Source organism: Janthinobacterium sp. JF4, from assembly GCF_059617925.1.
This window is the reverse complement of record NZ_JCAQAV010000001.1, coordinates 21,887-39,399: the sequence shown is the minus strand read 5'-3', so window position 1 is coordinate 39,399 and position 17,513 is coordinate 21,887. Positions and strand designations below refer to the sequence as shown.

Here is a 17,513-nt window from a genome sequence, read left to right as displayed (position 1 = left end):
ATTCATCAATATTTACGCCGGCCCGACACATCGCTGCGCTGGGCGGCATCGGCATCGGCCATGCACGTTTTACAGTGTTGCATGGCGGCCTGCAATTCTTTCTTCACCATCGCCACGGAAATGCCGAAGCGCTCGGCGATTTCCGCGTTGAGCATGCCATCGATGCGCGCCGCCGTCAGGATGGCGCGGCGGCGCGGCGACAGGCCTGCCAGGGCCACGTCGAGCGCCTGCACGTCGAGCCGCGCCGAGACGATGCGCACCGGGTCGCTGATGTCGTCGCCGGCCTCGTCGGCCATGTGCATCAGCTCTTCGCGTTCGCGCTCGGTGACGATGATGCGGTCGCGGCGGTAGGCATCGGTGGCGATATTGGCCGCCATGCGCAGCAGATAGGCGTCGGGATTGTGGACGGGCGCGGCAGCGGGGCCAGGCGCCACCATCGCTTCGAGGCGCAGCCAGGTTTCCTGCAGCGCATCGGCCGCATGGTGCTTGCAGCCGACCACCCGCTCCAGGCGCCAGCGCAGCACGGCGTAGCGCGAGCTGAGGTGGCGTTTCAGCTTGGTGCGCAGGTCGGGCATGCTCATGGCGCGTTGCTACCCGGCGCGCTGGGGGCGCAATCGACTTCGCTGCCCGGCCCTTGCGGCAGCAGCAGGATGGAAACGGGCTGCGGCATCGAAGGCAGCGGCGGCGCGCCCACGCGCATGCCCAGCACCAGGCGCGCGATGGCCGTGTCGCGCGCGCGCAAGCCCGTGCTGTCGAGCAGGTGCACGCGGTCCACCACGCCAGCGCGGTTCAGATACAGCTGCAGCGCCAGCCGGTAGCCGCCGGGACGCGTCTGCCCCGCGCGGCACAGCAATCCCAGCAGCATGTGCTGCAGCCGGCTCACATAGGCCGCATGGTCGCCGCCGCCCTGCGTGGCGCCAGGGATGTCGGCGGCGGCCACGACGGCGGCCGGCGGCAAGTCGGCAGCCGTTGCGACGACACCGGCCGGGGCATACACGATGACGGCTTGCGCGTCGGACAGGCGCGATTGCAGGCCCGTGCCCTCCAGCAAGGCTTGCAGGGCCGCGCCAGCCGCAAAGGCGCCGCGCACGGCGGCCGACTGGCGCTGCGCATGGCGCTGGTCCATCAGCACGGCGATGCCCGTGCGGCGGCTGTACAGGTCGAGCGCGTCGCCGAGGTTTTGCGCAGCGATATCGAACTGCAGCACGGCGCCGTCAGCAGGCTGCGCCCGCGCGGGCCCCACCGCGGCCAGGAAACCCAGCAAAACCAGGTATCCCGCCAGCGCAAGCACATGGACGGATGCCGGGCTGCCTGTCATATCGCTATCGAGTCGCTATCGTGTGAGGGTGAAACGGCGTGGAAACAAGGCATTTCCAAGTAACAATTCTTGCATCAACTGCAATAGCCTACACTCAAAAAATGACGGCTTCGTGACATGCTCAGCGTGCGCAAATTTCGCCATGCGGGACGTTTGGCGCGGCAGGTATTTCGGCTACACTGGCTGTCACTTTCCCTTTCAGACGCCTGATGATCGAAAAGAATCTGCCCGAGCTGGTCATGCTGAAACGCCTCATCGACGAAGGCGGCAGCCACCTGGAAGTGGCCGCGCCCTGCAGCATCGCCATGGATGGGCGCGAGTTTCCCGTCTACACGATTGCCCTGGGTAATCCAAGCCCCGACGTGCCCGTGCTGGGCTTTTTCGGCGGCATCCACGGCCTCGAACGCATCGGCACGCAAGTACTGCTGTCTTTCCTGGAAAGCCTGATCGCGCGCCTGCGCTGGGATGCCACCCTGCACCAGCAGCTGGAAAGCATGCGCCTCGTGTTCATGCCGCTGGTCAATCCGGGCGGCATGTGGCAAGCCACGCGCTGCAATCCGCAAGGCGTGGACCTGATGCGCAACGCCCCGCTGAGCGCGCGCGAAAAAGTGCCGTTCATGCTCGGTGGACAGCGCTACAGCGCGCGCCTGCCCTGGTACCGTGGCGCGGCCGGGGGGCCGATGGAGGCGGAAAGCGCCGCCGTGTGCGACCTCGTCGAGCGCGAACTGCTGTCGCGCCAGTTCAGCATCGCCCTCGATTGCCATTCCGGCTTCGGCTTGCGCGACCGCATCTGGTTTCCCCATGCGCATACCAAGGTGCCGATAGCCCACCTGGCCGAGATCGGCGCGCTGGAAGAACTGTTCAGCCAGAGCTACCCCAACCACAACTATGTGTTCGAGCCGCAAAGCCGGCAATACCGCACGCATGGCGACCTGTGGGACTATCTGTACCTGAATGGCACCAGCTACAGCGGACGCGTGTTCCTGCCGCTGACCCTGGAAATGGGCTCGTGGCTGTGGGTCAAGAAAAACCCGCGCCAGCTGTTCAACCGGGTCAGCATCTTCAACCCGACGGCCGCGCACCGCCTGCAGCGCGTGCTGCGGCGGCATCTGGTCTGGTTCGATTTCCTCATGCGCGCAGCCAGCAGCCACGGCCGCTGGCTGCCGGAAGGCTTGCTGCGCAAGGCGCAGCGCCGGCGCGCGCTGGCGCAATGGTACGAATCATGACGCCGCCCACCTGGATTTTATTGCGCGGCCTGATGCGCGAACAGCGCCACTGGGGAAGCTTCCCCGCCACCCTGGCGCGCGCCCTGCCCGGCGCCAGCATCGTCACGCCCGACTTGCCCGGCAATGGCACGCGCCACGCGCAGCACAGCGCCACCCGCGTGGCCGCCATGGTGGAAAGCTGCCGCGCAGACTTGCTGGCGCGCGCAATCGCCCCGCCCTATCACTTGCTGGCCCTGTCGCTGGGCGGCATGGTGGCTGTCGAATGGGCCAGTCGCTACCCGCAGGAGATCGCCCGCTGCGTGCTCATCAACACCAGCATGCGGCCATACAGCCCGTTTTACCGGCGCCTGCGCTGGCAAAACTACGGCGCCCTGCTGCGCCAGCTGCTGCTGGGCGACCAACGCAGCCAGGAAGCATTGATATTGCGCCTGACCAGCCGCAGGCATGCCGATGGCAATCCCGCGCTGCTGGCCGACTGGCGCAGTTACCAGCAGCAATATCCGGTAATCCGGAGCAATGCGCTGCGCCAGTTGCTGTCGGCCGCCCGCTACCGCGCCCCCGCCAGCCGCCCCGCCATGCCCGTGCTGGTGATGGCCGGCGCGCAAGACCGGCTGGTCGACCACCGCTGCTCGCAGCGCCTGGCGCGCGCCTGGCAAGCGGACTGCCTGATCCACCGCGACGCGGGCCACGACCTGCCGCTGGACGAGGGGGAATGGGTGGCGCAATCGGTGGCGAGATGGCTGGGGCAGGCAGCGGCGGACGATGACAAGACCGCCACAACACAGTCTATATGCCTGTCACAAACCTGACTGACCCTACACAACAGCTGGCAGCGCTGGCCGGCTGCTGGGCAGCGCGTGCTGCCTCTTCGGGCTATCTTCAAACGTGCCCGACCTTCAGCGCTTCCTGCCGGCGATGGCCAACAGCGAACTGCTAAAACTGTGCGACTGCGCATACCGGCTGCCGGCATGGCGATGGTCACCGTGCAGACAGACGTGCCGCCGACGAGGATGGCCGCCCCACTCACGGCGCCGCCGCGCCCACTTGCGCCAGCAAATGCTGAAACGCGGGCACGTCGAATCCGGCGCGCCAGACCAGCAAGGTGTCAATTTGCCCGGCGGACAGCGGTATCAAGCTGGCCGGCGCCTCGGACAGCGCCAGCACGCTGGCCGGCAGCAGGGTCACGCAGGCGCCGGCCGCCACGCAGGCGATCATGGTGTGATACGAACTCATTTCCTGCACGCTCCACTGCGTGCTGCCGGCCACCCCCAGCAAATCTTCCGCGATGCCGCGGTAGGTGCAGCCCTGCGGAAACGCCGCCAGCGAGCGCGTGCGCACGTCCACGGCGCGGCGCGCCTGCCCCTCGCTGGCCGGCAGCAGCAAACACAGTTCCTCGCGCCACACGGCCGTCGACGCCAGGCCCAGCTCCGCCAGGGCGGCGGCGCCGCCGAACGCGGGCGGCAAGGCGACAAGAGCGCAGTCGAGCAAGCCCGTGCGCACCTGCTCGATCAGCGGGCGCGACGGCCCCGTGCTCAGCGCCAGGCGCGTCGCCGGATGGCGGGCGTGATACGCGGCCAGCAGCGCCGGCAAGCGGCTGGCCGCCGTGCTTTCCATGCTGCCGACGCGCAAGGTGCCCCCCTCGCGCCCGCCCGTGACGACGTGTCTGGCCTCTTCCTCCAGCGCAAGCAAACGCTGCGCATACTCGAGAAAGCGCTCGCCCGCCGCCGTCAGGGCCATGCGTTTGTTCGTGCGCACGAACAGTGCCGCGCCGATATCGGCTTCCAGCTGCTGGATGCGCGTGGTGACGCTGGACGGCGCGCGGCCCAGCCGGGCTGCGGCCTGGGTGACGCTCAGTTCACTGGCGACAGAGCAAAAAATCCGCAATGATTCCGACTCCATAATATTCTCTCTTTAAAAATGATTATGCTATTATATTCTCAAACTACGAATTGAATGCAGCATCCTCAACTTCATGAAGGAAACATCATGAGCACGTCCCGGCAATTTCTCGACCGCCTCGGCTTGCGGTTCCCCCTCATCCAGGCGCCGATGGCGGGCGTCTCCACGCCGCGCCTGGCCGCCGCCGTCTCGAATGCGGGCGGCCTCGGTTCGCTGGGCATCGGCGCCGGCACGGTGGCGCAGGCGCGCCAGATGATCGAACAGACGCGCGCGCTGACGGCCGGCCCCTTCAACGTGAACGTGTTCTGCCATGTGCCGGCGGTGAGGGATGCGCGGCGCGAAGCGGACTGGCTGGCCCATCTGGCGCCCCTGTTTGCGCAGCTGGGCGCGGCCGTGCCCGTGGAACTCGATGAGATATATCAAAGTTTTCTCGGTGACGAAGCGGCGTTTGCCCTGTTGCTGGAACAGCGTCCCGCCGTCGTCAGCTTTCATTTCGGCTTGCCAACGCAGCAGCAAGTCCAGGCCCTGCGCCAGGCCGGCATCTACACCATGGCCACGGCCACCAATCTGCGCGAGGCGGCGCTGATCGAAGAGGCCGGGGTGGACGCCATCGTGGCGCAAGGGGTGGAAGCGGGCGGGCATCGCGGCGTTTTTGATCCGCAAGCGCCGGACGAGCGCCACAGCACCAGCGTGCTGCTGCGCCTGCTGGCGGGCCGCACCAGCCTGCCCCTCATCGCCGCCGGCGGCATCATGGATGGGCCAGGCATCCGCGCCGCGCTGGACCTGGGCGCCGTGGCCGCGCAGCTGGGCACGGCGTTCGTGCTGTGCCCGGAATCGTCGGCCAATGCCAGCTACCGCGCCAATCTGCACAGCGCGCGGGCGGCAAGCACGCACCTGACCAGCGTGCTCTCGGGCCGCCTGGCGCGCGGCATGGTGAACCGCTTCATCGACTACGCCGAAGCGCCGGGCAGCCCGCCACCGGCCGCCTATCCCGTCGCCTACGATGCCGCCAAACAATTGAACGCGATAGCGAGCCAGCACGGCGACAGCGAATTTGCCGCCCAATGGGCCGGCCAGGGCGCGCCGCTGGCGCGGGAAATGGGGGCGCAGGAGCTGGTGTTGACTTTGGCCAGGGAAATGGCGGCTTGATGTCAGCATGCCGCTGACACGGGACGCCGCCATGGAGATATCTGGCTCGACGCTGCGGCCGCAGTGTACTCAGGTGGCTGCCTTGAATTGCATGCCAGGAGCATCTTCCGGTCGTGAGGAAAATCCCAGTTTTTCGTAGAATAGCGACTTGCCTTTGGCGCTGAAAAGCTGGACATCTGAAATGCCAGCGTCACGACAATCGTCAAGAATGGAACCGAGCAACGCTGCTCCGATTCCTTGATGTTGAAATTCGGGGTGAACAATCATCTCGGTGACAAAAGCGTGCAAGCGGCCATCCGAAATGACACGCACAAAACCAACAAGTTGGCCGCCAAAGTAGGCGGACCGCGAACACCAGGAGCCGTCAAGTGCATCTTGATAGAACGCGGTGCCGCGTGATATTGGCCCCCAGCCAGTCGTGTCGTACAGTGCCTTGAACGCCTCGGCGCATGGCTGATCGGATGTAAAGTTAATAGTCATCGGCTAAATTGTATATGGCAATGTAAGGTGATAATTTCGCCGCCTGACCATTCAGCGGTAGCCCGGCAATCGTCAGGCAAGTCGCGGCGCATTGCGTGCCTGCATCTGCGACGATGGCCCTAGATTAGCTGCGACCCAGGTTGTGCAACAGATCGTCGACGTTGCAAAAATAGTATTTTGGCTACCATCGATTGTTATCTTGTCCATCAATTTCCCGATACGCGGATCCTGTCGCTCGAAGTGGTTGCGGAACTGAATACAACCGTATTGCCTGTAAATAGTTTCTGCTGCAATTGGAAAATCCCAGATCAAAGTCTCACCTGTGAAATTTCAGTGTATAAACGACTATCCCTTTCACCTCGGATCGAACCAACCGGTTTCAGTATTCATTTCTCATTTTTATGGAACTTGCTTTGGCTACTCATCGATTTTATATATGCAGATACTTCAGGATTCGTTCCATATGCACCAGGAGTTAGTTTTAAGTAGTTCTGACGATCGAAGTCAAAGTAATACTTGAAAGATTCTATTTTAGCGGAGAAATCCAAAGCTTCAAGTGATTGATGAGTCGTGTCTCTCTTGAGTGGAAGATGCTCTAACAGTTCAAATTCAACGAGCAAACTCTTGAATTTCCCATTGTGATCCGCTACGTTTCGCTGACAATTTAAAAATAGCAGTGCAAGTTCGTAAGCAGACAGCTGCGAACGCACGATGGCTGAGTACTCTTGAGCGCGGAATTTTGATAGTACTGGGCCCTGATTACGTTTAATCAATCGAAGAATTTGGTAGAGGTTCCTGAAGTAATGGCCCAGAACATAGTTGTGTTGGTCTTGTAGCACATCTTTATAAATTTCGATGATGCTAGATTCTCGCTTTTTCGCCTGGACTTTAAGCGCCTCTAAAATCTGATTGAATACTGCACGTCCTTCGGCCATTTCTGGAGGCGTCCATCCCGCAGGCTGAATTTTAAAGGTGGGTTTACCTGGCACAGCAGGCGTAACCGTTTCAAGTGATATGGGGTTGAACCTCAGCTGAGCGACGATTTGATTATGCAACTCCAGCATATTAAAGAGTGTTGTCTCGAAGGCCTGCAGGCGTGTAGCTCGCATACTAATACGTTGATAAATGATAGTTATCGCCAATCCGATAAATGTACCAAATGTAAGGATTGGGTTAAGTACGCCCCCAAAAAAATCACCAAACGTCCCATAATTAAATTGTGTCGCGCCGTTTTGGCCAGAATTTCCGGCGCCAGCCTCTGCATTTGGCTGAACTGCTCCTGTTGCATGCCCCTTATAGTCGATCACAAAAAGGACTACCACAATAGAGGCAACGATTAACACCACTGCGGCCAGAGCATTAATCAGTCTTTTTGTGCCGACGTCGAGTTCTTCTTTGTCGCCATCAGTGAAAAGTTGGTAAAAAATTTTCATCATAGTTTTATTTTTATTTGTACAGAAATCGAGCCATCATTAATTTTTAGAGCAGTCGTCAAAAAAAAGAATATTTTCATGCCTTATGCGCACGTTATAGAATCATTTTTATGTCGTACTACGTATCGCCGTTGGCAATCCAAGCTTTGAAGGTTGAATGGCTACCATTTCCTGTGTGGCGCGCACGAAATCCATAGTCCAGTTCGTTTCCCATGTTCTTCCCTGGTCCTTCGAAAAAGCTTGATCCCAACGGGGATTTTCCCCAGGTGTGGCAGTCCAGGTAAAGCGTACTTTTATTGCCTGACCATCGAGTATGTCATCCGCGAAAAATATGCCGACATGATTGGAGAATGCTCCAACGACAGGGACGTCAAGCGTTGTCGGCTTGCGTGCATCGAGCCACCAGATCGACCATGTGCCTGATTTCATACAAAACGAGCGCAGTGCAAGGGCGCGGAAGCTACCTTCCGGGAAGTAGAGAACGTTGTCCTCCAGATTTCCAAAGCCACCCAGTGTTTTGACGGTCGAAGAAAGCCCGTCAAACTCCGTCCATTCCTTGCAATTGGTGAATCTGGAATTGAGCCGGCGATGTTTCACCAGCCAATCGCCGATGATGAAATCAAAATCTCGGGGGGCGTTTTTCTCGGCGGGCAAGTGCATTGATGGTTTCCTGGAATTAATATAAGGCAATGCTCGAGCTGATTTTTTATTGCCGACATGGCTCAAGAGCGGCCGTGGAGGATAGCAAATTGCCGGTAAGAAAAATGCATGCATTGTCACACCTGTGAAAATATCCACTGCTGGCCGCCTGCCGCCAGCACCTGCAAGCGCCCCGCTACGGCAACCTGTGGCGGAACGTCGGTTCGATATGACGCGCATGCAGCCAGCGCACGATGTCTTCCAGCGTGGCGTCCTGCAGCAGCAAGCCCGGCGCAGTGGCGGACGTTGCCACTGGCAATGCGGCGGCGACGGGAGCGGGCACGGCGACAGCCAGCCCCGCATGTCCCTGCAATGTCGCCAGCGCCTGCGCGAACTGGGCCGGGTTGATGCTACGCAAGCTTTCCAGGAAGCCCAGCTGGGCGGCGGGAGGCGGCGGCATGTCCAGGCCCGGTTCATCGACAAAGGCGGCGCCCATGCTGGGGTGGATGAAGGCGGCCCACTTGCCCGACGGCTGCAACGCGGGCGGCAGCGCCACCTGCTCCACGTAGGCGGGCGGCGCGGCGGCGAGAATGTCGGTCGAGGCGGGTAAAAAGGTCGAGCGCAGCAGCTGGACGAACTGGCGCGCCTGGGCGACGGGCACGGGCGTGGCCAGCGACAGCCATAACTGGAACGCCGTGCCCGAGATGCTGACGGCGGGCGCCGGCAAGTCCAGCTCATGCTGCACGGCATTGGCGATCGTGCACAGCGCGCTCCAATGCGCTTCACCCCCGCCCTTGCCGCCAAACTCCAGCACCAATGCGCGCGTCAGACCGCTCCCGGTCACGAGTTGCACAGCCACCGTCTGCTCGCCTGCCAGATGGCGCGCCAGCACGGCCGGCGCCAGCGGCTGCGCGCCGCCCTCCGCATCGACGTATTGCTGCTGTTCCTCGAACAGGTACAGGCGGGTGAGTTCGGAAATCAGTTTATGCATGGGCGGCCTCGTAATAACGTTGAGCAAGACTTGCCAACGTGCCCAGATTATAGCCGCCCCGGCCTTGGCGCACCCGCCCGTCCGGCGCCAAACACCAGCCAGCTGGCCACGGCGAACAGGCAGGCCGCCACGCCGCCGTACAGCATCACGGCGCCAAATCCCTGTGCCAGCGCAAGCTTGGCTACGCCGGCCGGCAGACCGCTGGCGCCCGTGCCCGCCGACAAGCCTTCCGCCATGGCGCGCAGTGCCGCCGCATCAATCCCGGCAGGCACATGCTGGCGCAAAGCGGATTGGAGCGCCTCGACGAGGATAAAACCCATCAGCGCGATATTGATGGACAGGCTGACCATGCGCGCGCTGATGTCGATGCTGGAAGCCATACCGGCCCGTTCGCCCGGCACGGCGCCTGTCGTCGTATTGGTGACGGGCGTGTTCGTCAAGCCCAGGCCCGTGCCCGCCAGCAGGCAGCCGGGCAGGATCGTCAGCCAGCTGGCGGCGTCCGCTTGGCTGCCCCAGCACATCAGCAGCAGGCCCGCGCCGATGGCCAGCAAGCCGGCAGGGATCACCGTATCGGCCTGGTAGCGCAGTGCCAGCCGCTCGGCCAGGGGCGGCACGAGCAAGGTGGGCAAGGTGTAGGCCAGCAAGGTCAAGCCCGTGCCCAGACTGCTGTAGCCGAGGCCATGCTGCACATACAGGGGCAGATAAATCATGAGCGGCCAGAAACTGCAGTTCATGCCCGCCGAACCGAGCAAGGCGCCCGAGAAGCGGCGGAGGCGAAAGACGGAAAAATCGATCATCGGTTCGGCCTGGCGCTTCTCGATCATGACAAACAGCAGCAGGCTGGCCAGCGCCACGGCCAGGCTGGCCAGAGTGCGGGGATCATTGAAACCCAGCGCCGGCCCCTGCGTGAGGCACCACGCCAGACTGAACACGGCCAGCGACAGGGTGGCGATGCCCGCCACGTCCAGCTTGCGCCGCTGCGGGTCGCGCGATTCGCTCACGCCCAGGCCAGCCAGCAGCAGCGCGACGACGGCCAGCGGGCCGTGCACGAGAAATACCCATTGCCAGCTGGATAGCGCGACGATGGCCGCGCCGATGATGGGGCCGAAGCCCAGGCCCAGGCCAAACACGATGCCCCAGGCGCCGAACGCCCTGCCCCGCGCCGCGCCGGCCGGGAACTGCTGCGACAGCACGGCCACCTGGCAAATCAGCATGGCGCCGCCGGCCGCACCTTGCAGCGCGCGCGCGGCGATCAGCACGCCCGTGCTGCCGGCCCAGCCGCATGCGAGGGAACTGAGGCCGAACAGCGCCAGGCTGGCGAGCAGCAAGCGCTTGCGGCCATAGCGGTCAGCCAGGGTGCCCGTGGCCATCAGCACGGTGGTGCAAGCCAGGGTGTAGGCGTTCATGATCCATTGCAAGTCCTTGAAATCGCCATGCAGCACGGTTTCCAGCGTGGGCAGGATGACGGGCACGCTGGAAATTTCCAGGCCGAACATGAGCGAGGCCAGGCACACAGCGGCCAGGGTCAGTGCATTTTGTTGCGAAGTAGTCAGGTGCATCGAAGCCTTGATATCGGTCAAAATGGAGGGGCGCGTGGTGCCGGCGCGCTGCGTGCCGCCATTCTAGAAAGCCTCGACTCATGAGGGAAATGATAAAATTTTGTACAATTCATTCATTCTCATCATAAATCACGGGAGTTTCATGGACTTCGATACCGCCCTGCTGCGCGCCCTGGTTGCCGTAGCGGATACGGGCGGCTTTACGCGCGCCGCCGAGCGGCTGCACCTGAGCCAGTCCGCCATCAGCCACCAGATCCGCCGCCTGGAAGAGCAAGCGGGCACGGCGCTGCTGCTGCGCACGACGCGCAGCCTGCGCCTGACGGAAGATGGCGAGGATTTCCTGCGCCACGCGCGGCAGATCCTGGCGGCCCAGGATGCGCTGTCGCGCCGCTTCCAGCGTTCCGCGATTGCCGGCGCCGTGCGCTTTGGCGTGCCGGAAAATTTCATGGGCGCGCGCCTGCCGGCCCTGCTGGCGCAGTTCGCGCACCTGTTTCCCGCCGTGCGCCTGGATGTGACGGTGGGCACCTATCTTGACTTGCAGAAATTGGTCACGGCCGATGCGCTGGACCTGGCCGTCGTCATGGCCCTGGCCGATGGCCAGGATGAGGCGGCCGTGCTGCGCCGCACGCGTTTCGTCTGGGCGGCGGCCCACGATTTCCGCCACGACGGCAAGGCGCCGCTGCCGCTGGCGTTTTCACCGGCGCCCTGCATGCACCGGCAAGTGGGCGTCGACGCCCTCGATGGCGCCGGCCTCGACTGGCGCGTGGCGTTCACCTCGCCCAGCCAGCAGGGCTTGCGCGCCGCCGTGCTGGCGGGCCTGGCTGTCACGGCCTTGCCGCAAGGCGACCTGGAGCCGGGCATGGTAGTCATCGATGGCCGGCATGGCTTGCCCACCCTGCCCGCCGCCCAGTTCCAGCTGCTCTGGCGCGCCGCCGGCAGCACGGCGGCGGCCGACGCGTTCGGGCAATTGCTGCGCGAATGGTCGGCCGCGCCGGCCGCTTGACACTGTTTGCCTTGCTGCTCGACACCTTGCGCCATCCCCGGGTTTGAGCCAGCGCAAGGCGTCAACGGGCAACAACGGCGAATCACACGAACACGCATTTACCGTGCGGCGGCGCGGGACTATAGTGGCTGCTTTCCCACCTGTTCGAGGATCGCCATGAAACTCTTCTATTCGCCGGGCGCCTGCTCGCAGGCGCCGCACATCATCCTGCGCGAAACGGGCACGCCGTTCACCCTGGTCAAGGTCGACCTGGGCCAGCACAAGACGCAGGATGGCGGCAATTACTATGAACTCAACCCGAAAGGCCAGGTGCCGCTGCTGGCGCTCGACGACGGCACGACCTTGAGCGAAGGCCCCGTCATCGCCCAATACGTCGCCGAACGGGCGGGCAGGCAGGACTTGCTGCCGCCCGTGGGCAGTTTTGCGCGCTACAGGGTGCTGGAATGGCAGAACTACATCACGTCCGAGCTGCACAAATCGTTCAGCCCCCTGTTCGATTCCCGTATCGACGCTGCCACCAAGGCATTATTCATTGAGCAACTTGGCAAGAAATACAGATGGGTGGACAGCCGCCTGGAAGGCCAGGCCTGCCTGAGCGGCAACACGTTCACGGTCGCCGATGCCTACCTGTTCGTCATCACGGGCTGGGCGCCGCGCGTAGGCGTGGATTTGTCGGGCCTGGCAAATGTGCAGGCCTTCCTGGGCAGAATTGCCCAGCGCGACAGCGTGAAGGCTGCTTGGGAAGCGGAAGGACTGGCCAAGGCGACTTGAACCACGTGTCGCGGACCACCCCGCTCTGTGCGAAAATGCCCGCCTTCGCCATTGCCGGACCTTACTCATGCCGCACGCAGCCATAGCTCCCCTTTCCGCACGCGACGCGCACCGCATCGCGCGCCATGCACTGGCGGCCGACGCCGCCCGTTTCCTGCATCCGGCCCAGCAGGCGCTGCTGCACCGGCGCGGCTGGCTGACGATGCTGGCGCCGCGCAGCGCGGGTGGGGCCGAGCTGCCCTTGCCGCACGTGGTCCGCCTGGAAGAGGCCGTGGCCGCCGTCGATGGCAGCATGGGCTGGGTGCTGACCCTGTGCGCGGGCGCCGGCTGGTTCACCGGCTTCCTGGCGCCCGACATGGCACGGGCAATCATCGGCACGCCCCGCGTCTGTCTGGGCGGCAGCGGCGCGGCCACCGGCTATGCCGAGGAAGAAGGCGACGGCTACCGCATCACGGGCAGCTGGGACTACGCCAGCGGCGCGCCGATGGCGACCCACTTCACCCTGAACGCCCGGCTGCAGCGCGATGGCCAGCCCCTGCTCGATGCCGACGGCACGCCGCGCATCCGCGCCTTCCTCGTGCCCGCCGCCCTGGTGCAGCTGGTGCCCTCGTGGAACAGCATCGGCATGCGCGCCAGCGCCTCGCACAGCTACCGCATCGACGGCCAGTGGCTCAGCAAGGACCATGGCTTTGCGATCCGTCCCGACACCGCGATGGCCGATGGCCCCCTGTACCGCTACCCCTTCTATTCACTGGCCTACGTGACCCTGGCCGCCAACGTGGCCGGCATGGCCGCGCATTTCATGCAACTGGCCGAGGAATGCATGCGCCACCGCCGCCATGCGCGCGCCGGCCTGCCGCTGCTGGAGGTGCCGGAAGTGGCCGCCATGCTGCAAGGCAAAAAAGACGCGCTCACATCCGCCCGCGCCCGCTTCTACGCCGTGCTGGACGACAGCTGGGTACAGGTCGCGGCTGGCGCGGCGCTCAATGAAGTTGCCATGCAAGCCGTGCAAGACCGTTCGCTGGATTTGGTGGCCGCGTGCCGCGCGGCCGTCGATGGTCTGTACCCCTACTGCGGCCTGTACGCGGCCCGCGAAGACAGCACCATCAACCGCGTCTGGCGCGATTTCCACACGGCCAGCCAGCATGCATTGCTGCTGCCGTGACGGCAGCTTTCCCGGCCATCCTGGCGCAAGGTAAACGGCACTGACAGCACCTCAGTTGAGATAAACGTCCTGCATCGCATCTTACTCCTCTGCAATAGCCACATGTTGCAAGGCGGACGCCATGCGGGCCGGATTGCCTGATAATATGGAGGCATTGCTACTTCTCGCTCCCCTATCCATGCACGTCGATACGCTCAGTAGCCTGGCGCAACTTCTGGCCAGCGCCGAAACGGAAACGCTGGCCTTTCCCACCAGCATTAATACAGCCCTGCTCCTGCAAAAGGAACTGGCCAACCCGGATTGCCACTCGGCCGACATCAGCCGGCTGCTGCTGTGCGAGCCGACCTTGTCGGCGCGCGCCGTGGCGCTGGCCAATTCGGCCATGTTCGCATCCGGCCAGACGCCTGCCATCACCAGCGTGCGCGCCGCCGTCGAGCGGCTCGGCCACCGCAACCTGTATGCGCTGGCGACGGCGGCCGTGATCCGCCAGCTGAACGCGGGCATCCGCGACGAAGCCTTGCGCGCCCGCGCCACCCAGCTGTGGGCGCACACCGTGCATGTGGCGGCGCTGGCGCATGCGCTGGCAGGCGCCGTCACGCAGACGGATGCCGATACGGCCCTGTTCGCCGGCATCGTGCATGAAGTGGCCGGCTTTTATTTGCTGGCCCAGGCCGACAAGACCCCGGGCCTGTACGCCCACCTGGAAACGCAGATGGCGTCCGCCCTGGAAGTGATCGGCCGCGCGCTGATGCGCCAGCTGGGCGTGCCGCTGCCGGTGGCCGATGCCGTCAACGCCTTGCCTGGCTCGACCATCATGCTGCCGCCCGAGGGCTTGCGCGACACCTTGCTGCTGGCCAAGGCGCTGTCGCCCATCCCTTCGCCGCTGCCGCAGGCCGGCATCACCGTCAGCGCGCCGTTGCAAGCCTACCTGGAACACGATCCCGTGCTGCAGACGCTGCGCACGCAGCCGTCGGCCGAAGCGAAGGGCCTGATCGAGGTACTGCTCAGCTGATGGCCGATCTGCTATGATGACGCGGGCCGGGATGGACCCGGTCCGCTTTCATTGACGTCCACTGGAAAACTGCCTTGACTACCTCCTTACGCATGCTCGGCCTGGCCGCAGCACTGACCATGGCGTGCAACGCCAACGCCGACAGCTTCGTTTCCTCGGCTTCCAGCGCCGGCTCCCAGTCGAGCGGCAGCATTTCCGATTCGCTCAACGGTTCGAGCAACAGCTCTTCGCGCGACAACAAGGTGGCCAATGGCCCCTACCGCATCATCGACGTGGCCGCCGTGCCGGGCCGCGACGGCATGACGCGCCTGACCATGCAAGCCGACGCCACGGCAACGCCGCTGGTGCTGGACTTGCCGCAAGTGGCGCTCGACAAGCAGCAACTGGCGCAAGGCGACGTGGTGCATGCGCAAAACCGCGCCTACGGCATCGAATTCTCGCGCAACGACACGCGCGCCGCCTTCTTCCTCGTGCTGGCCGACGACTGGTACGGCGAAATGGCCACGCGTCCCGTCAGCCTTTGATTCGTTTGCTGCCGCGCTGCCCGGCACTGCTGCTGGGTGTTTGCGCCCTCTTCAGCGTCGCCGGGGCAGCCCATGCAGGCACCTCGCTCGCCTCCGCGCGCTTCTGCGACCGCGCGCAGGAACTCACGGCCACGCAGCAGGATCGCCTGTTGCGCTTTGCCGCCGTCGTGCGCGAGGAACTGGCCGCCAGCGAAGGCAGCGTGGCCCTCATCAGCCGCTCGGGCCTGGACCTGGCCCGCTTCGGCATCCGCTATTCGCATGCGGCGCTGGCCTGGCGCCACGACAACGACAGCGGCTGGTCCGCGCGCCAGCTGTACTACGCCTGCGACGAAGGCCGCCCGCGCATCTTCGACCAGGGCACGGCCGGTTTCGCCATGGGCACGGAAAATCCTTCGCTCGGCTACATCTCGCTCGTGAAACTGCCGGCGGAAACCGTGCCGCCCCTGCGCCGCGCCCTGCTCGACCCCGTGCGGGTGCAGCAATTGCTGGCGGGCCGCTACAGCGCCAATGCGTATGCATTCAATTTGAAATACCAGAATTGCAATCAGTGGGTGGTGGAAATGCTGGCCGCCGCCTGGGGTGAACTGGCCGCCGGCGGCGACTTGCGCGCGCGCGCCCAGGACTGGCTGCGCACCGCCCAATATGCGCCCGCCACCGTCGACGTGGGTGCGCGCTGGCTGATGCTCGGCTCGATCTTCGTGCCCCTCGTGCACATGGACGACCACCCGCCGCAAGCCATCGGCACGATGCAGCTGGCAGTGAGCCTGCCGGCCAGCCTGGAAGCGTTCGCGCGCCAGCGCCTGCCCGCCAGCGAGCGCGTGGAAATCTGCCACGATGGCAAGCAGGTAGTGGTGCACCGGGGCTGGGAACCCATCGCCGAAGGCTGTATTCCTGGCGCAAACGACCGGGTCATCGCCCTCGACGACGGCGTGCCTCAGTCCCGATAAGCGCCGTCTCGACCTGATCGAGCAGGCGCGCTGAGTCGAGCCCCTGCCCCATCCGGCGGGCCACGTCGGCGCACGCCAGCTTGACCTCGGGCGCGGCCAGCAGGCGCGCCAGTTGCCGTTGCATGCGCCCGGCCGACAAGCGCCTGGCCAGCAAGACATCGCCCACGCCGAGCCGTTTGATCCTCCAGCCATTGTCGAACTGGTCGTAGGCGAACGGCACGATCAGCTGCGGGATGCCCGCGCGGAAGGCGTCCGCGCTGGTGCCGATGCCGCCGTGGTGCACCACGGCCGCCACGCGCGGCAGCAGCGCCGCAAACGGCACGTGCGCCTGCCACATGACGTTCGGGGGCAAGTGTTGCGGCACTTGCGGCGCATGGGGCGTGAGGAACAGGCCGCGCCGTCCCAGCCGCTGCAACACTTCCAGGGCGATGCTGAAATAGCGCTGTGCGTGCTGGTGCCCGGTACCGGGCGTAAAGACGATGGGCGGCTCGCCCTCGCCCAGAAAGCGTTCCAGCTCCGGCGGCAGCGCCGCAGCGCCATGCGGGGCGGCGCCGGGGAAACCGGTTTGCACGAAATGCGGCGGCCAGTCCGCCTGCGGGGCGGCGAACCAGGCGGGAAACAGTCCCAGCGAGGCATCCGGCGCGGCCAGCATGTGCGCAAAAAAATGCGCTTCGGGCGGCAGTCCGTGCTGCGCGCGCGCCCCGTTCAGGCCAGGCAGCAGCACCGGGTCGACCATGCCGCGGTGGAGCAGCCGCCACAGGGCCTGGCGCCAGGCCAGCGGCACCCAGGCGGGAATGCGCAGTGAGCCGGCCGCCAGGAAATCATGGCTGCTGCACAGGTTCGATGGCGCCAGATAGGCCGCGACGATGCGCAGGTCCGGACGTACTGACCGTGCCAGGGCGGCCATCGGCACGAGGAAGGGGTGGCACAGCACCACGCACTCTTCACCGTCTGGCAAGCCCTGCACCACGTCGCGCACGGCGCCCAGGTGCGGCACGAGGCCGCGCCACACCACGCCCCAGCCCTTGCGCTCATCCCACAGGCCCGGATCGCCCAGCATGGCCTGCCCCTCGGCCGCACTGCTGAAGGTGCGATACGGCACACTTGAGGCCAGCGCCGCCGCTTCCTGCCAGCCTGGCACCAGCAGCAGCACGCGCCGCCCCCGTTGCCGCAAACCCTGCGCCAGTGCGATAAACGGTTGCATGTCGCCGCCGGTGCCGCTGCTGGCAACGATGACGAGCGGCGCAGGCGGATGGCTGTCATCAGCCATGCCGCCCTCCGTGCCTGGTGTAGGTGTGCAGTGCAAAATCGGACAAGAACGCAGGGCGCATGGGCATCTTTCCTAGTTGAAATACCCGCCGATGGTAAGCGATGAAGGTTAGCATTTCAATCAGTAT

Annotated in this window: 18 protein-coding genes; 9 read left to right on the top strand and 9 right to left on the bottom strand. The window is 64.4% G+C overall.

What is annotated here, in order from left to right; translation table 11 throughout:
- Positions 1-5: 5 nt before the first annotated feature.
- Positions 6-581 (bottom strand): RNA polymerase sigma factor, encoded by a 576-nt coding sequence (locus tag AC54AF_RS00200; protein WP_496634415.1) that lies wholly within the window; start codon positions 579-581, stop codon positions 6-8.
- Positions 578-1,318: a hypothetical protein gene (locus tag AC54AF_RS00195; protein WP_496634413.1), complete on the bottom strand. Its 741-nt coding sequence runs from the start codon at positions 1,316-1,318 to the stop codon at positions 578-580. The genes AC54AF_RS00200 and AC54AF_RS00195 overlap by 4 nt, the downstream gene beginning before the upstream one ends.
- Positions 1,319-1,527: 209 nt before the next feature.
- Here AC54AF_RS00195 and AC54AF_RS00190 point away from each other — a divergent pair, with 209 nt between their 5' ends.
- A complete protein-coding gene (locus AC54AF_RS00190) occupies positions 1,528-2,544 on the top strand; it encodes a M14 family zinc carboxypeptidase (RefSeq protein WP_131688777.1) in 1,017 nt (338 codons plus the stop codon).
- A complete protein-coding gene (locus AC54AF_RS00185) occupies positions 2,541-3,353 on the top strand; it encodes an alpha/beta fold hydrolase (protein WP_496634411.1) in 813 nt (270 codons plus the stop codon). Before AC54AF_RS00190 ends, AC54AF_RS00185 begins: the two co-directional genes overlap by 4 nt.
- 214 nt (positions 3,354-3,567) lie before the next feature.
- Here AC54AF_RS00185 and AC54AF_RS00180 read toward each other — a convergent pair whose 3' ends face one another.
- On the bottom strand, positions 3,568-4,443 hold the full coding sequence (locus tag AC54AF_RS00180) for a LysR substrate-binding domain-containing protein (RefSeq protein WP_496634409.1): 876 nt from the start codon (positions 4,441-4,443) through the stop codon (positions 3,568-3,570).
- A gap of 87 nt (positions 4,444-4,530) precedes the next feature.
- On the opposite strand from AC54AF_RS00180, the gene AC54AF_RS00175 reads away from it, so the two are divergent.
- Positions 4,531-5,592 carry an NAD(P)H-dependent flavin oxidoreductase gene (locus AC54AF_RS00175; protein ID WP_496634407.1) on the top strand — a complete coding sequence of 354 codons (1,062 nt, stop codon included), beginning with the start codon at positions 4,531-4,533 and terminating at the stop codon, positions 5,590-5,592.
- A 69-nt stretch (positions 5,593-5,661) separates the two neighbouring features.
- Here the strand turns inward: AC54AF_RS00175 and AC54AF_RS00170 are convergent, their stop codons facing one another.
- From AC54AF_RS00170 to AC54AF_RS00150, 5 genes are all read right to left on the bottom strand, one after another.
- Positions 5,662-6,072: a GNAT family N-acetyltransferase gene (locus tag AC54AF_RS00170; protein WP_496634406.1), complete on the bottom strand. Its 411-nt coding sequence runs from the start codon at positions 6,070-6,072 to the stop codon at positions 5,662-5,664.
- Positions 6,073-6,458: 386 nt separating this feature from the next.
- Entirely contained in the window at positions 6,459-7,508 is a 1,050-nt protein-coding gene (locus AC54AF_RS00165; RefSeq protein ID WP_496634404.1) for a putative phage abortive infection protein, read from the bottom strand.
- A gap of 105 nt (positions 7,509-7,613) precedes the next feature.
- Positions 7,614-8,165 (bottom strand): DUF1579 domain-containing protein, encoded by a 552-nt coding sequence (locus tag AC54AF_RS00160; protein ID WP_496634402.1) that lies wholly within the window; start codon positions 8,163-8,165, stop codon positions 7,614-7,616.
- 175 nt (positions 8,166-8,340) lie between these two features.
- Positions 8,341-9,135 carry a TOTE conflict system archaeo-eukaryotic primase domain-containing protein gene (locus tag AC54AF_RS00155; protein ID WP_496634400.1) on the bottom strand — a complete coding sequence of 265 codons (795 nt, stop codon included), beginning with the start codon at positions 9,133-9,135 and terminating at the stop codon, positions 8,341-8,343.
- A gap of 47 nt (positions 9,136-9,182) precedes the next feature.
- Positions 9,183-10,694, bottom strand: a complete 1,512-nt coding sequence (locus AC54AF_RS00150) for an MFS transporter (protein WP_496634398.1) — start codon at positions 10,692-10,694, stop codon at positions 9,183-9,185.
- 142 nt (positions 10,695-10,836) lie between these two features.
- On the opposite strand from AC54AF_RS00150, the gene AC54AF_RS00145 reads away from it, so the two are divergent.
- The 6 genes from AC54AF_RS00145 (at position 10,837) to AC54AF_RS00120 (ending at position 16,116) form a co-directional block, all read left to right on the top strand.
- Positions 10,837-11,697, top strand: a complete 861-nt coding sequence (locus tag AC54AF_RS00145) for a LysR substrate-binding domain-containing protein (protein ID WP_496634396.1) — start codon at positions 10,837-10,839, stop codon at positions 11,695-11,697.
- A gap of 156 nt (positions 11,698-11,853) precedes the next feature.
- Positions 11,854-12,468, top strand: coding sequence for a glutathione transferase GstA (gene gstA, locus AC54AF_RS00140; protein ID WP_496634394.1), 615 nt, complete (start codon positions 11,854-11,856; stop codon positions 12,466-12,468).
- A gap of 67 nt (positions 12,469-12,535) precedes the next feature.
- Positions 12,536-13,633: an acyl-CoA dehydrogenase family protein gene (locus AC54AF_RS00135; RefSeq protein ID WP_496634392.1), complete on the top strand. Its 1,098-nt coding sequence runs from the start codon at positions 12,536-12,538 to the stop codon at positions 13,631-13,633.
- Positions 13,634-13,778: 145 nt separating this feature from the next.
- Positions 13,779-14,645, top strand: coding sequence for an HDOD domain-containing protein (locus tag AC54AF_RS00130; protein ID WP_496634390.1), 867 nt, complete (start codon positions 13,779-13,781; stop codon positions 14,643-14,645).
- A 92-nt stretch (positions 14,646-14,737) separates the two neighbouring features.
- Positions 14,738-15,169: a hypothetical protein gene (locus AC54AF_RS00125; protein WP_496634946.1), complete on the top strand. Its 432-nt coding sequence runs from the start codon at positions 14,738-14,740 to the stop codon at positions 15,167-15,169.
- Between the two features lie 5 nt (positions 15,170-15,174).
- Positions 15,175-16,116: a DUF2145 domain-containing protein gene (locus tag AC54AF_RS00120; protein WP_496634944.1), complete on the top strand. Its 942-nt coding sequence runs from the start codon at positions 15,175-15,177 to the stop codon at positions 16,114-16,116.
- Here AC54AF_RS00120 and AC54AF_RS00115 read toward each other — a convergent pair.
- On the bottom strand, positions 16,079-17,386 hold the full coding sequence (locus AC54AF_RS00115; RefSeq protein WP_496634388.1) for a glycosyltransferase: 1,308 nt from the start codon (positions 17,384-17,386) through the stop codon (positions 16,079-16,081). The genes AC54AF_RS00120 and AC54AF_RS00115 overlap by 38 nt on opposite strands.
- Positions 17,387-17,513 lie beyond the last annotated feature (127 nt).

Excerpts from the sequence above, each read along its gene's own strand:
- AC54AF_RS00200 (WP_496634415.1), bottom strand. The coding sequence starts at position 581 with ATGAGCATGCCCGACCTGCGCACCAAGCTGAAACGCCACCTCAGCTCG.
- AC54AF_RS00195 (WP_496634413.1), bottom strand. The coding sequence starts at position 1,318 with ATGACAGGCAGCCCGGCATCCGTCCATGTGCTTGCGCTGGCGGGATAC.
- AC54AF_RS00190 (WP_131688777.1), top strand. The coding sequence starts at position 1,528 with ATGATCGAAAAGAATCTGCCCGAGCTGGTCATGCTGAAACGCCTCATC.
- AC54AF_RS00185 (WP_496634411.1), top strand. The coding sequence starts at position 2,541 with ATGACGCCGCCCACCTGGATTTTATTGCGCGGCCTGATGCGCGAACAG.
- AC54AF_RS00180 (WP_496634409.1), bottom strand. The coding sequence starts at position 4,443 with ATGGAGTCGGAATCATTGCGGATTTTTTGCTCTGTCGCCAGTGAACTG.
- AC54AF_RS00175 (WP_496634407.1), top strand. The coding sequence starts at position 4,531 with ATGAGCACGTCCCGGCAATTTCTCGACCGCCTCGGCTTGCGGTTCCCC.
- AC54AF_RS00170 (WP_496634406.1), bottom strand. The coding sequence starts at position 6,072 with ATGACTATTAACTTTACATCCGATCAGCCATGCGCCGAGGCGTTCAAG.
- AC54AF_RS00165 (WP_496634404.1), bottom strand. The coding sequence starts at position 7,508 with ATGATGAAAATTTTTTACCAACTTTTCACTGATGGCGACAAAGAAGAA.
- AC54AF_RS00160 (WP_496634402.1), bottom strand. The coding sequence starts at position 8,165 with ATGCACTTGCCCGCCGAGAAAAACGCCCCCCGAGATTTTGATTTCATC.
- AC54AF_RS00155 (WP_496634400.1), bottom strand. The coding sequence starts at position 9,135 with ATGCATAAACTGATTTCCGAACTCACCCGCCTGTACCTGTTCGAGGAA.
- AC54AF_RS00150 (WP_496634398.1), bottom strand. The coding sequence starts at position 10,694 with ATGCACCTGACTACTTCGCAACAAAATGCACTGACCCTGGCCGCTGTG.
- AC54AF_RS00145 (WP_496634396.1), top strand. The coding sequence starts at position 10,837 with ATGGACTTCGATACCGCCCTGCTGCGCGCCCTGGTTGCCGTAGCGGAT.
- gstA (WP_496634394.1), top strand. The coding sequence starts at position 11,854 with ATGAAACTCTTCTATTCGCCGGGCGCCTGCTCGCAGGCGCCGCACATC.
- AC54AF_RS00135 (WP_496634392.1), top strand. The coding sequence starts at position 12,536 with ATGCCGCACGCAGCCATAGCTCCCCTTTCCGCACGCGACGCGCACCGC.
- AC54AF_RS00130 (WP_496634390.1), top strand. The coding sequence starts at position 13,779 with ATGGAGGCATTGCTACTTCTCGCTCCCCTATCCATGCACGTCGATACG.
- AC54AF_RS00125 (WP_496634946.1), top strand. The coding sequence starts at position 14,738 with ATGCTCGGCCTGGCCGCAGCACTGACCATGGCGTGCAACGCCAACGCC.
- AC54AF_RS00115 (WP_496634388.1), bottom strand. The coding sequence starts at position 17,386 with ATGGCTGATGACAGCCATCCGCCTGCGCCGCTCGTCATCGTTGCCAGC.